The 14548-nt window shown below is 47.1% G+C and carries 4 protein-coding genes and 2 tRNA genes; 3 read left to right on the forward strand and 3 right to left on the reverse strand.

The window, feature by feature from the left end; translation table 11 throughout:
- Window position 1: 1 nt before the first annotated feature.
- Window positions 2–6865 carry a hypothetical protein gene (locus QET40_RS06865; protein WP_280126438.1) on the forward strand — a complete coding sequence of 2288 codons (6864 nt, stop codon included), beginning with the start codon at window positions 2–4 and terminating at the stop codon, window positions 6863–6865.
- A 206-nt stretch (window positions 6866–7071) separates the two neighbouring features.
- Here the strand turns inward: QET40_RS06865 and QET40_RS06870 are convergent, their stop codons facing one another.
- Together QET40_RS06870 and QET40_RS06875 are read right to left on the reverse strand one after the other, a co-directional pair.
- The gene (locus tag QET40_RS06870) at window positions 7072–9561 is read right to left on the reverse strand and encodes a GLUG motif-containing protein (RefSeq protein WP_280126439.1); all 2490 of its coding nucleotides are present in this window, start codon (window positions 9559–9561) and stop codon (window positions 7072–7074) included.
- A gap of 520 nt (window positions 9562–10081) precedes the next feature.
- A tRNA-Asp gene (locus tag QET40_RS06875) sits at window positions 10082–10159 on the reverse strand.
- 211 nt (window positions 10160–10370) lie between these two features.
- Between QET40_RS06875 and QET40_RS06880 the strand changes: the two genes are divergently transcribed.
- Entirely contained in the window at window positions 10371–12620 is a 2250-nt protein-coding gene (locus QET40_RS06880) for a DPP IV N-terminal domain-containing protein (protein WP_280126440.1), read from the forward strand.
- A gap of 49 nt (window positions 12621–12669) precedes the next feature.
- Here the strand turns inward: QET40_RS06880 and QET40_RS06885 are convergent, their stop codons facing one another.
- The gene (locus QET40_RS06885; RefSeq protein WP_280126441.1) at window positions 12670–14007 is read right to left on the reverse strand and encodes an ankyrin repeat domain-containing protein; all 1338 of its coding nucleotides are present in this window, start codon (window positions 14005–14007) and stop codon (window positions 12670–12672) included.
- 181 nt (window positions 14008–14188) lie between these two features.
- Between QET40_RS06885 and QET40_RS06890 the strand changes: the two genes are divergently transcribed.
- Window positions 14189–14264: transfer RNA gene (locus QET40_RS06890), tRNA-Ile, on the forward strand.
- The last annotated feature ends 284 nt before the right edge of the window (window positions 14265–14548 follow it).

Here is a 14548-nt window from a genome sequence, read left to right on the forward strand (position 1 = left end):
CATGAATGCACAAACTTTTTCTATGCCGGGCCAACTAACTGGCGGCAATGATATTTTTTCAAAATTGGGATTAAATAATCCTTTTATAGTTGATTCTCAGGAAGATTTTGAAAATGCGTGGGATTACCTGCCTGTTTTGAATCATGAAAGCGAGATGCAGAAGAGACTTGTTTTTTCCATGATGGATTATGAGGACCGCATGAAAGCTGTCGGGAAAAATCCATTACAGGAAATGAGAACTTCAAGGGCTGTCAGGAAAACCGATTTCGCTACATATGCTTCCCTTGATTTGGAAAGCCCGGAGGTGTTTCAAGAGGCAAAAGACGCTCTCGGAGATGAGGCGGATATTTTGAAATCGATGCCGCTGGAATCACGGAAGGATTGGGCGGTTGGAGCGGCGACCGAAGCATATTATGGAACGGATACAATGATGAACCGGAGTCTTCTTGCGGAAAGATTGAAGGCAAAGGATTCCGGAACTGATTCTATTTTTGAGACCTTGCGTACGATAGGAGACAAAAGGCGAAATGAATTCTTGCGAGTTAAGAATGAGGTTTCCAAGGCTCGTCAAGCTGCAGTGATGTATGTTCTTGGCCGATCTGGAAGGGATGACAATATCGGAGGTGAACCTGTCTTTGATAGCGCCGAAAGCTTGCAAGAATGGGAGCGTATCCGATGGAGCACATATCATGCACGGGATTGGGCCGCCAAATGGACAAAGGAGTTCATGCAGCAGAAATATGGCGGGAGCCTGAGCCAGAACGGACTTGTCAAGTCGCTGGCAGCATTGAGGATAGATGATCAGGAGGCTTATTATCTTGTCATGGATGCTTTTACATCCGAGATGAAGGGCGAACAGGACAATAATATTCCTTTCCTGTCGGCTGGGGCAGGTGAATTGTTTCGCACAATCAGAGGACTTCGGTCTACTGTCCTTGGGATTGTTACCAAGAGCTTAACTCCAGAGGAAAGCCAGGTTCTAATTGATTTGAGAAGTGTGGCCGACTTGTCATGGCAGGCTCCAGAGGGATCCGGGATTGCAAGAGATATTGTTGATGGAGCAGGGACGGCAATTGCACAAACTTTAGCTTTCATAGCTACTAAAGGCGGAAGCGTTATTGTTGGAGGGGAAGAAAAGTTTCGTCAGAAGCGGGCAGAGGGCAATTCAGTCTATCAATCTTTTATTGCTGGTGCTAGTAATGCTGTTGCAAACTATGCTGCCGAAAGAGTAACTCTTGGATCATTCGGGCAACTTCGAAGGTTCGGTATTCGTACCCCGTTCGGTAAAATGAACGGAGCTGTGGACAATTGGATAAACAAGGGTGGCTTATTCAAAAGGTATGCTAAAGGGACAGCCGTAAACACATTGGGTGAAATAGGGGAAAACTTTGCTACACCCCTTGTGGAATATGGCCTTGATAATAGTCTTTCCTATATGCTGGGGGCTGGGAAATTAATGAAGTGGGAGGAAGCGATGAATGAATTTCATGCGGCCGCTGATTGGAAAACAAACGTTGAGACATTTTTGGTGTCTGCATTGATGGGGGGAGTTACTGCCGGTTATGGAAAGATTGATCGTGTCAGGGAAATCCGTGATGCCGTGCGAGAAATGGGGGCTGTTCAAAGAAATGGCATCTTAAAGGTTTGCGAATCTCCCGATTTGCTGCGCGAGCTGGGAGCTACAGAGCAGGAAATTGCAAGGATTTCCAATACTGCCAACCCGGATAAACAGATTGGCCGTTTTCTTGATATGAAGGCAGCCTGGAATCTCAGACGGCAAATTCAGACAGATGAAGAAAAACAATTGGGCGGCAATGATATCGACAAGTCATCAGCACCGGAAGAATCACAATCCAGCCAGACGGAAGAGTTATCAGAAACGGACGTTGTGGCTGTTCCCATTGATTTTCCATCCGTGCGGGATCTCATGAAGGCGGGAGAGATTGATTTATTTGAGCGGGGTGATGACGGGTTGTGGATTGCGACCAGACGGGATACTGGCGAAAAACTATCTATGGATGAAAACCAGGCAATCCATTATATGAACGCTCAATTAACCGCGGCGCAGAGGCAAAATATTTTTGTCGAAGAAAACAGGGCGTCCGCACGTGGAGCCGTCGAGTATCTTCAGCATAAGGACCTCGGACTTGTTTTTGAGAGAATGAATGGAGTCCAAACTATTGCACGCCTGGAGGCACAAGCCAGGATTGCGAGCGATGCTATCGCCAAACTCAACCTTGAGGGAGCAAGGAACGCCGAATCACTTGTTGAGCCGTCTTTGTCCAATTATATGCCTCTTGGCGCCATCCGTGATCTTCCTGGCGGACTCCGCGAGCGCATACGTATAGAAAATGAAATGGCAGGCCGCGAAGTCATTACTGAACAGAATGCATCGACGAATGCCTACAATTTTATTCTGGATGACGGGAAAGCCTTGATTAGATGGGTTGAAGAACGTGCTTCCATGAATGAAATTCTTGAAGAAGGAATGGAAATTTTTGCCAGGAGAGACTTTGCCAGACGAGGAGGAACCCAATGGCATATCGATAATTTGCGGGCATTGCAGATGACTGAGTATTACAAGAAGCTGGACTTGGGAGAACTTGTTCCCGCAGAGGGAAATGTGGAAGAATCCCGTGTTGTTGAGGCTTTGTCCAGAGTCGGCAAATCCGTCATGACTAACAGGATTGATGAAACGAAGCTTCCGGAACAAAGCCGCAGGTTTATCAATTGGCTTAAAAGAGTATGGGCGGCTATTCGTAATCTCGCCAGATTGGGGGCGGCTGTGGATAGTGCCGCAAAATCTGGAAAGATTGAGGGGGATTGGCACAGGTTTGTCTATGAGATGGCCGGAGTTTCCAGTGAAAGCTATAGGCTGGAAGGCAATAAGGCTGCCTCTGATATGATTCGGGAATCATCCCGGCATGCAGCTGGTTTTTCCGTTTCGGAAACAATAAGGTCTCTTGAGGGAGATCCCAATAAGAAGAATGTCTTTGATTTTGTGGATCGTATTTTTGAGAGCAAGGAAAAAGACAAGACGAAACTTGGCGCGATTTCGTATAGAGAGGTCTCACTCAGAGAGATTGAAGACATTAAAAGCGGTTTGGGAATAGATGTTTCCGGCATGATGCACGAATTCAGGGCGGAGGCAATTGCGCACGCTATCAATAGGCACGGGAACGACAGTTCATTAAACAGAGGCCAGCTTGATCTGACGAAAGAAGATATAAAGCTTATTCTGGATGTGATTGATAATTATGATGCCATGCATTTCAAGAAAGGGGATGGGAATTCTTCGTCAGTGATTTACGTTAAACAATACCCGCATGGAGAAATTCACACGGTAGAGAATGTCATAGAAACAACCATGAGAAGAAGTAAAAAGCCCAGGCTGTCGTTTAAAACGGCCTGGGTTAGGAGTACCATTGGATCAATGCCCAACACAATGGAGGTTTATACTCCCCGTACTTCCAGAGAGATTAAGAATGAAAATGATTCCAATGTCAATGGGAAACCGGGTGTAGATTTCTCCGTTGCTTCCCGTGAGTCATTCGATAATTTCATGCGTAAACTGGATAACTCGGGGCATGCCGCGAAGGCGAAGTTCTGGGATGCTACAGCAAAACGGACTCGCAAGGAAATCGACCGGGTAAACGAGCTATTGAAAACATCAAAGGCGAAAAGAGTCGATTTCTTAAAGGCTGTCATTCGTTCATCATCTGTAATTAATACGGCAGCCAACATGCTTCCGCGTGGCTACAAATTTGGCATAGATCCGTATGTTGCCTGGATGACAAAGTATGCCGAAGCTGCTACTACGGGAAAAATGAAGTTGGATGATGTTCCCGATTTCATTTCAGAACCAATGGCAAAGAAAATTGATGAACTTGAGGCGGCGCATGGAGTTGAATCCTGGGCGGAAGAGAAGGCCGATGTGCTTTTTCGTCGATTCCTGGACAGAGTGGATGAAAAGATTGAGGAGTATGCAGCCGATAAATATAGAGAATCATTAAGGCGAATTGCGGACGGAAATCTGAGTGTAGTCAATAAAAAGACCGGAAAATATGGCGTATCTCGAAAAATGGGGGCCGAAGATCAGGCTATCCTGATGAGAATAAAAAAGTACATGGATCTTGATGGGAGCCAGATGCAGGGAGCTATTGCCGACTTGATGGAGCAGCAGAATAATATTGCCGCTGATTCCAGGCTGGGAGCATCGGATAGAAACCGTCAAATGAATGAGATAGACATGGAAATACTGCGACTCAAGACATTTGGAAATATTGAAGAAGCTTCCATTGATGAACTGAGTACTGCGGTTGATATGCTTCTTGATTTTGTTTCATCCGGGAAGGAACGATGGAAAAAGGTTCTTGATGATCGTAAGGAACGTATTGACAAAATCGCTGATGAGATCATTACGGAATCCACTATTAAGGCTGAGAGCGGCAACACATTGACAAAACAGAAGGTGGCTGAGTGGGAGGATAGTGATGGTAAATTGCATAAAGGAGGCACTCCTACACCAATGGGTAAAATGCTTGCTGCGGTATTTAATGGTCCACAGTTATTTGAAGTATTGAAAACAATACCAGGAGTTAGCCGATACGCTGATGAGTTTGGCCGTGAACTTGGATCAGTATCAACGCAAGTAGATACAAGGATGGATGGAATCAGAGATCGGCTTGTCAAGGCCACGAAGAAAATAACGGGCAAGAAGGGACGCGAGTTTTACAGATGGCAGAATGATGCATTAAAGGTACGAGATACAGGAATATGGATAAAGCCGGCAGAGGCGCACAAGAAAAGCATTTCAATAGATGATGCAAAGAATTTTATTGAAACTGATTTTTCGGGAAGTGATTTTGTCCCAGCAGAACGTGCGGCAATCAGGGATGCTTTGGAAAAATACAACGATAGGAGCCAGGAAGAGATTGATAAAGATCAGCATAAAAAACTGCAATATGAATATGTGACGTATGGTGAGCGCCAGAAATATGTAGCTAGTAAAATGTCTGCATTGAACGATTTGCTTGGGTTGAGACAAAGAAGATACAGGCTCAATTATGCTCTTGCCGGGTTCTCTGATGATGTAGTTACAAAGATCGAGAAATTTTGTGGCAAGGAAGTACTTGAGCTTGGTGAATATATGAGGAGGGAAATGGATTGGAACCGCGACAAGGGAATAGCTCCTGTGTATGAAAAAATGTTTGGTGTTCCATTTGCATCCGAGGAAAATTACTGGCCGGGGCAGTTTGATGTAGCTGAAACACTAAAGAGCGACAAAGATGATAAGGCTACTGGTGGAACACCATCGGGCATGTTTGGAGGATTCAATCGTTTCCTGATGTCTCGAATTCAACATAATGCCAAACCTGATCTAACAATGAGTGCCACAGAGGTTTATTTGAGGCACATGGCGGAAACAAATACATGGGTATGTACTGCGGAAACTCTCAATAACGCCAAGACGCTTCTGCGAAGGAAAGAGGTATCTGATGCTATCAAGTTAAATGCTGGCGAATCTTTTTATAGTGCACTTATTGACAGAATCAAAATGCTTGAGAACGCAGGAATGAAAGATTCCGGACGCTTAAAATCTGATTTTGCAATGATGCGGGCATGTATGGGACCTCAAGCATTAGGTCTTTTGTCAGGCAATGTGAATACAGTTATCCGTCAGTTGGAGGCAATAGCTAATGGAGCTGTGGCTCCTGGTGTTTCTCCGGCCGCATGGATTGGGTCTATGGCTCGTGTTTTAACAGGGCGTTCCAATAATACCGTTGCAAGGCTCTGGAAGAGCGATATATTCAAGCGTCGTGTAAATGGCGCCAGGGATGGACGGTTTGATATCAAGATGGCTACCGATGCAATGTCTACGCCATCAGGAATGCATTATCCCGAATTACTGCGGCAAGTGCAAATGGGGTTGGTTCCAATGGAATATGTGGACGCAGGGGCAAATGTTCTTTCCTTTGCGGCTGTATATGATTCCAAGGTGTTGGAATACAAGAAGAGGATTGAAGAAGAAAATAAAAGTGCTCCAGCGAAGGAGCGTTTAAGCGAGAGTCAGATTGAAGATCAGGCGAATGAAGCAGCACGCAATGATGTGGAATACGGTCTTGCTGTTAGCGCCGCACCGATTGATCCTTGGACCAGATCATTATTGTCCGGGACATGGTCTCAAGTATTTACGTTCATGGGGAATGATGCCATAAAATCAGCGGCCCGTTCAATTATGTACCTAGAAGAGGGAAGGATGCTTATGAGGCAAGGCAAGAAGATCGATGCCTGGAAGCAGATGGGAAGAGCTGGAGCTTCGTGGATTATATCGGGTTTGTTGAATCAGATGCTCGCCTTTGCTATCGACTGGTTTAATGATGATGAACCTGGTATGCCGGAATGGGAAGATTATATGCTCGGTATTTTTTTTGGTCCAGCAAACGCTCTTCCGTTTTTTGGTGGTATCAGTGAAGCATTAAATTGGGGGGCTGGGGTCGAACAACGATTTGGAGGAACAGGAAACGCCTTGTTTAATCCGGTCGGATCTGCGAGAGCATTGACAAAAATATGGAAAATGGCAAATGACGATAAGGAAGACTCATGGATTGACTATGCCAAGGCTGGGGCCAACGTTGTGAAAAGCGGCGGTATTGCTGGCGCCGCGACATCAAAGGTTCTAATGGGATCGACAAAGTTGGGCGGGAAGATTTACGCAACTGGACTTATGGGATCAACATTTGCTAATCTATCGAAATTTACTGTTGGGTTGTTGGACAATCTCGGGATACAGGATGATGCTAAGGATAGAAAAGAACTGAAGGCGCAAATAAGGAAAGAGATGAAAAATGCAAGAGAAAAATAATAGACAAATAAAAGACAATGTTTTCATAACTAATTTATTATAAATAATTATTTGGTGAAAATCTCTTCAATGGCATTGAAGAGGTCAGCGGTTCGAACCCGCTATGCTCCACCAAATAAAGCCCGCAAGTTAATCGCTTGCGGGCTTTTCTTTTGCTCGGGGAAGAACGGAAAGTTGGCTTCATCTTCACTCATTTTGTCGAAGAGTCACTCTTCTAGCTTGCCGGTGGAGTTGTTGTGGTTTGTGCCGATGAAGGGGGATGTATTGCTGTTGCCCGTGACGGAACCGGAGGAAGAACACTGGCTGATTGAACCGTCGTTCATGCCGATGAGTCCCCCTGTGTTGTATGTGCCGGTTACGTCGCCGGAGGCATGGCTGAAAGCGATAGGGCTGGTGGATGGATTTCCGTAGTTTCTACTGACTGTTCCGACGAGTCCTCCGGCATTGGCATTGGCACGGATATTCCCTTGAGATTGGCAGTGTGATATGGAACCGCAGTCGTTGTGACCGACAAGTCCTCCAACATTGAGAATACCTGTTACCCGGGCGTTACTGGAGCAATCTGAGAGGACACCTTGGGTGGCAAGGTCGATGGCGTTGGACGGAGCGGTGTTGGCACAGTTGACTCCGACGAGTCCGCCAATGCTGTCGCCATGGCATGAGGCAACGTCCCCGGATGTGGAGGAATGTGTGATGATACCGTTGTTTTGTCCGACAAGCCCTCCTGCTACGGAAAAGGCATGGATGTTTGCCTTGGCGGAACACGTGTCAATAGTTCCGTCGTTAGTTCCGGCCAGGGCTCCTGTGTAAAGATAGCCTTCGATGGTGGCTTCAGAGAGATGGAGATTCTTGATAAGCCCCCCCTTTCCAATATATCCGAATAGCCCGTTATGATGATTGCCGGGGCGTTTGACATTGAGATTGGAGATTGTGAATCCTGCTCCGTCAAATGTACCGGAGAAGGGCGTGTGTATATCGCCGATAGGTATCCAGTCGGAAATGGAAGCTAAGTCAATATTGTTTTTGAGGGTATAGTGACCGGATGGATTATTGCGAATTTGCATGAGCTGGGAGGCTGTGCGTATTTCTCCGTTGACGATGGGAGGAGGGGGGAGCGTTCCCATGGGGCCTTCCGAGGTAGGTTTGCAAGGATTCACGTCGGCCCGATACAGGTAGAGATTGCCGTATGAGTGGGCTCCTCCATGGGTTTCGCGATCGAATGAGAGCATGTAGTATTCTTGTCGGTTCGTATCGGCATTGCGGAAGGGAATGATGACGGGCCAGACATTGTAGGAACGCGGTGAACTCTGTATATTCAGCCGGACGGGGTGATTCATGGATGGATAACGGAGTACTTCGCAGTTGTCCACGTTACGTCCGAAGAAGACATAGTAGTTTCCGTCTAATTTCTGGAACTGAATGCCAGTACATGGCGCTTGTGTGTAACGGGCGATTTCCCGGTAGGAACCGTTCCACGTATCGGATTCGAGAAGGGGAATTTGGTAGCCGCCCCGGCTGGAGTCGCACATAACAAGTCGCCATTTGCCCACGGATCTGTCATAAATCAACGAGGCGTCTTCCTCATTGGACTGATCGGGGTATTGGACGGAGGTAACGGGGACGCATTGGAAGGGAGTATGCCGTGGATCCTTCGGGATGAGTCCCGATTTGATGGCGTGCGGACGTTCATTGTGGGCGGTAGGCATGGCGATCCACTCCTGGGTTATGGAATTGTAGATGATATCCGCAGCATGGAAGGTGGCGTAGTGATTGCGGTTGTCGGGATTGAAGAGGAGAATGCCCGTGATATTCAGTTCTCCCGTTTTGAGGTTGAGGCGGTAAATGCCTTGGTAACTACTGTGGATGTCGTAGCCTCGGACGCTCATGGCAAGCCAGATGGAGTCTCCTTCCTGCAGGATGGTTCCTGTTTCGTCATGCAGGGGCTTGGGGTCGGCTTGAGCGGCTCCTCCTGTGATGGCATTGTCGAATCCTGAGAGTGTGAGGCGAGAATCGGAGGCTAGTCCTGCGACGAGACTCCCTCGATAAGTTTCGACAACGGAAGGATTGGAAAAATCGGTCTGGATGTCGATTTTGTAATCAAGCAGAGTATGTTTTTCTTTTGTCTCTTCCCAGACACTCAAAAAGCAGCGACGTATATTATTCCCGATGGATTCCGGGATGAAATCCGCCTTAATTGTGAATGGGGGATGGAGTCGGGCTTTGGAAAGAACTTTATCGATTACCCGAACTCCTTGGACATACACTTCAAGTCGAAGTTCAGGGGCTTTTGTCTGGCCGTTTGCATGATTGACGCACGTAAGGACAATGCGGTTGTTATCGTCCTTTCGTATGTCGATTCCGGCAGAACTGCCGCTTGTCCAATCCGAAATTCCCAATTCGTAGATTCCGCATGGAATATGCTGTCCGAGAGGGAGTCGAAAGGAAACATCGGAGTTGCCGATGTTGTGGAGCTGCAGGCCGTCCTGTGTGTGCGTTTTGCGGATAGGGGAGGGAATAGGTCCGGCTGTGTCCGAGGCTATTTGCTTAAGATCGAGTGTAGCAATGTCGATTTTGGAGGTGAAGAGATTGCGGTGACTCCAGATTTTACGGAATGACAGATGTTCCGGGAGAAGTTTCTCTCCTGTTCCAGTATCCGGTATTCTTGGCGCGGACTGCTGGGACTGGGCTGAGGGCATGATTGTCTGACTGGTAGTTGGAAAAACAGCAAAGAAAGCGAAGAGCACAAGAGACAAGGAACGGCACAAACGATGGTGTGTGGATTTCATCTGTTATTATTTACGGAGATGGAGAGGAATTCTTTCTTTTCCGTTTGCTGTTTCGGAGAAGATAGGAAAAGTGGAGGACATTGCCTCTCAACTCTGGCCTTACAGATTTTAGCGATGGGTGTTGCCGTGAATTCGACAAAGTTGCGCTATGTCTTTTTTGTTGTTGAACAATTGATTAAAAAGAATAACGTAACAATATTAGATTTTCAAAATTTCGGAGGAAGACTTCATAAGGAGACCGATCTGGTTGCATAGGTAATAATGTCGGGGTCCTATTGGTACTTATGTATCGGTAGGGCCTCGCATTCGTTGTTACCCTTATGAATTTGGAGAGAAAGAAGAGGGGGACAATCTAATCCGGAGATAGAAGTTCGGTATTCTGCAGAAACAAAAAGACACCGTGCTATTGCAGGGTGTCTTTTTAGTCAGATGGCGAAGCGGACGGGGCTCGAACCCGCGACCTCCAGCGTGACAGGCTGGCGCTCTAACCGAACTGAGCTACCACTCCGTGACATCTGCTTGTGTCGCATTCGCTCTGGTAAGCGAGGACGTGGGGTTTATAATTACATCCGATCCATCTGGCAAGAAAAAACTGTGTTGAGATATCGAATTTTATGAGAAGCTTCGGGAAAGATGAGAGTCGGCAGCCCTTTGAAGATTAAAAGATCTTTTGCAAATTAACAGAAAGAAGAAGTGACACAATGACGTACTTCACATTGATGAAGTTGTCTATTTTTGATTACCTGCTCGGAAAGGGAGTGCTTGTTTTTCTGGGGATACTATCGGCATGGACTGTTTCGGCGTCGACGATGGAAGAGTGCTACCGGAAAGCTGATGGATACCGGGCGTATTACGAGGAGGGCTGCAGCTGGGGATATGTATCTCCTCAATGGATTTCTGGAACCGGGGATTTTTGGTACACTTCCTACCGGGATGGACGGAAGTCGTTTTTGAGGGTGAACTCATCGGATGGAACAAAGGAACCGGCATTTGATCATGATCATGTTGCTGAAGAATTAAACCGCCTGTCCGGAGAAAAGGCAAATCCCGCATGGTTACCCTTTGATGTCATCACGGGAACTCCTGAAAGTTTGCGCTTCCGTGTGAAAGACAAGGAATTTTGTTACGATACAGTCGGAAAAACTCTTTCTCCTGCACCCGAAAGCAGGGAGATCCAGCACAAGCCGAACAATCCCAATTGTTCTCCTGATGGAATGTACGAGGCATTTGTCAAAGAGAACGATTTGTTCCTGCGGAATAGTAAAAACGGTATGGAAGTGAGGCTTTCATCCAATGGTACGGCTGAGAATCCGTACTGTTTACCCGTGTTTTGGGCTCCGGATTCCAAGGGGCTGGTCTGTTGCCGCCGGGTGACGGCTCCCGTGCGGCATATTACTTTGATCGAATCCTCTCCCAAAGATTCCGTGCAACCCCGCGAACGGTCTATTCCCTACGTCAAACCCGGCGATCCTTTGGATGTGGTGCGTCCTATTTTGTTTGGGACGGAAGCCGACACGGGGATAGAAATATCCTTCCCTGAGCCGGAACAACAGTTTTCCTTGGGGGGAATCCGGTGGTTGCGTGACAGTTCCGGTTTCACCTTTGACTACAACAAACGCGGACACGGCTCCTACATCGTGTATAAGGTAGACAGGGAGAATGCGTCCAAGGCCCGCCTTCTGATTGAGGAATCCTTCCCGACTTTTGTTAATTATACACGCCTGTACCGCCATGATCTGGAGGATACGGGTGAAATTGTGTGGATATCCGAACGGGATGGATGGAAGCACCTTTACCTGTTGGATGCTGAGACGGGGAAGGTGGTGCGGCAACTGACGTCGGGGGAATGGATTGTCAAAAAGGTTTTACATGTCGATGCTGGGCAAAGGACTGTCTTTTTTATCGGATGCGGCCAAACTCCTGGCGAGGATCCTTACTTGGAGAAACTTTACAGAGTATCTCTCGATGGGGGTACTCCCATTTGCTTAACTCCGACCAATGCTACGCACGGAATTGATTTTTCACCGGATTATTCGTGCTTTGTCGATACGGCTTCCCGTGTGGACATGCCGCCGGAAACGAGTCTTCGCGATGCCCGAACAGGTCGTGAAATCCTGAAGCTGGAGAAATCCGATATTACACCGGCTCTGAAAAGGGGCTGGAGACCTCCGACCGTGTTTTGTGGCAAAGGAAGGGACGGTCAGACGGATATTTGGGGTATCATTGCTTTTCCTCCAAATCTTGTCCCCGGTCGTAAATATCCCGTTATCGAATATATTTATGCCGGCCCGCATGATTCTCATGTACCTAAATCTTTCAACATGGAACACGAGATGGTGCGATATACCGAGTTGGGATTCATCATGGTGATGATCGACGGTATGGGTACATCCAATCGTTCCAAGAAATTTCACGATGTTTGCTGGAAAAACCTGAAGGATGCCGGTTTTCCCGATCGCATTGCCTGGATGAAGCAGGCAGCGAAGAAATACCCGGTTATGGATTTGTCCCGCGTCGGCATCTATGGCGTATCGGCCGGAGGTCAGAATGCTTTGAGTGCGTTGTTGTTCCACCCGGAATGGTACAAGGTGGGTGTCTCCTCATGCGGGTGCCATGATAACCGCATGGATAAAATCTGGTGGAATGAACAATGGATGGGGTATCCGGTAGACAAGTCATATGAAGAGTGTTCCAACGTTGTCAATGCCGGTAAATTGCAAGGGAAATTGATGTTGATCCTGGGGGAAATCGATGACAATGTCGATCCGGCTTCGACCCGTCAGGTCATACATGCCTTGGAACAGGCTGGCAAGGACTTCGAATTTGTCCTGATTACTGGTGCGGGACATACAATGGGTGGAAAATTCGGAGAACGTAAGAGACGGGATTTCTTTGTCAAGCATCTGCAGGGAATAGATCCTCCGAACAGGAACGCTGCCCACGTTCCTGCCGCCAAAACTCGAACATAGTCTCCGGAGAATATACCGGAGGGAAGGGGGCGGATGCGTGGAATTTTTCTTACTGCCGGGGCTGAAAAAGTTCCGGCAGTTGCTCCTGTAGCTGCCGGCTCGTTTCCTCAGAAGCGGGGAGGATATACGTGACGGCGGAGTCTCCTTTCAGGTTCTTGAGAGATACATCGGCATCATGCTTTAAAAGCAGGCGGATAACACGGACTGCTGCAGGATTCAGATTCCCATCCTGATCGATCAAATGCCTGCACGCCATCATCAGCGGGGTTTCTCCATCATGGGAAGCCCTATTGACGAGAGCTTTATATTCCAAAAGCAATTCGATGGACTTGATCAAAACCTCTTTTTTATCATCATTCTGTCGCGGGAAGATGTGGTCGCAAAGGTCGCACAGAGGAGTACGTCCGTATTCCGGCGAAGGATCAAGAGGATTATCGTCAGGATCCTTCCATCTGACATTGGGATCGGCACCATGTTCTAGAAGGAGACGCTTAATGACTAGATCGGAATAATGGCCGGTAGTGATAAATAACGGAGGGTTTTCGTCTCTTGTCTCGTTGGGATCAATTCCTTTCTCCAGCATCATGCGAACAACTTCGGAACAACCGTGCATAATTGGGATACAGAGCGGATTCCTCCGTACTCCGGAGGCTTTCTTGTACGATGGATAATTCCCTCCCAGAGCAGGATCTGCCCCCAGGGAAAGGATGAGGCACGCTATTTGTTCGTTATGGCTTTCTAGACATGCTTCCTCGAAGGGAACGAGTCCATTGGCTTTTTTATTAAGATCCGCTCCATGGTTGGCAAGTATCCGTATGAGATCCAGCCGTCTTTCAACTGGAATATGACTATCTTGTCCCCATGAACTCAGAGCACAACTTAATGGAGTAGGACCGTTTTCGGTGGGAATAGATCCCATGCTTGTCTTGATCTCTGCAGACTGATTGGGGGCTGCCCCCAATTCCAGCAAATGCAGGGCCAGCTCATTTTTTCCAAAACAGCAGGCATAATGAAGAAGAGTCATATGCGATTCCCCCGAATGCCTGGCATTGCCGGAAGACGCTGTATCGAAAATGATACGTAAAAGGCCGTTCATTCGGTAATTTCTGATGAACTGGTTCTTTTTCTGGATGAACTTAGAGAGGAACATACTGCTGGTCAAATCCTCCAACGTGAATGGATCGTCCGGCATTGGGATGATGGTGGCTTTCATGGAAACATAAATTTCCTCAATTTGCTGACGGTCCTTTCCCGTCCACACTGGATTGAAAACCAATTTATTGGGCGTATTAGACTCCAAATTGCAGATCAATACTCCGGAGAGAACTACAATGGCCAGACAGGCTATCCCCCAGATAAGAAGATTATTCCGAAGTCTTTTTGTCATTTTCTTCCATTATAGAGCGGAGCATGGAAAATCTCAAGTCGCATCTTTTCCTGCCATCTGCAATTGATCTCCAACAATTTGATCGTCATTCGCTTACTCAATCATCAAGAGAAAAGACATAATTTCCTCTTTTCCTCCTGCGTTGCATCCTTTATAAACCTTTTCGTGTTGCGCAGGCAACGGGCTCGTAGCTCAGCGGTTAGAGCAGGGGACTCATAATCCCTTGGTCGTAGGTTCGAACCCTACCGGGCCTACCAAGTTTAAAACCCCTTGATCCTCTAAGGTTCAAGGGGTTTTTATTATGTTCGGAATGGCAATTTTAGAGGCTTCCGAAATGTCGAAAAACGGTTAAATAACGGTCAAAAACGACCGAAAAATAAGTTTTTTGATTGGATAATGGGTATAGTTTTTGACATGGCGAAAGCTCCGAAATTTGAGGTTCAGGCAACTCGGAATGGACTGTTTGCAATCTGTATTCCATCAAATATGTCTTCATCGGGGAAGGGAGGGAAAAGATATTTTAAAAAGAAGTCTGATGCTC

The organism is Akkermansia sp. N21169, from assembly GCF_029854675.1.
Lineage (GTDB): Bacteria > Verrucomicrobiota > Verrucomicrobiia > Verrucomicrobiales > Akkermansiaceae > Akkermansia.

Excerpts from the sequence above, each read along its gene's own strand:
- QET40_RS06885 (WP_280126441.1), bottom strand. The coding sequence starts at position 14,007 with ATGACAAAAAGACTTCGGAATAATCTTCTTATCTGGGGGATAGCCTGT.
- QET40_RS06880 (WP_280126440.1), top strand. The coding sequence starts at position 10,371 with ATGAAGTTGTCTATTTTTGATTACCTGCTCGGAAAGGGAGTGCTTGTT.
- QET40_RS06865 (WP_280126438.1), top strand. The coding sequence starts at position 2 with ATGAATGCACAAACTTTTTCTATGCCGGGCCAACTAACTGGCGGCAAT.
- QET40_RS06870 (WP_280126439.1), bottom strand. The coding sequence starts at position 9,561 with ATGCCCTCAGCCCAGTCCCAGCAGTCCGCGCCAAGAATACCGGATACT.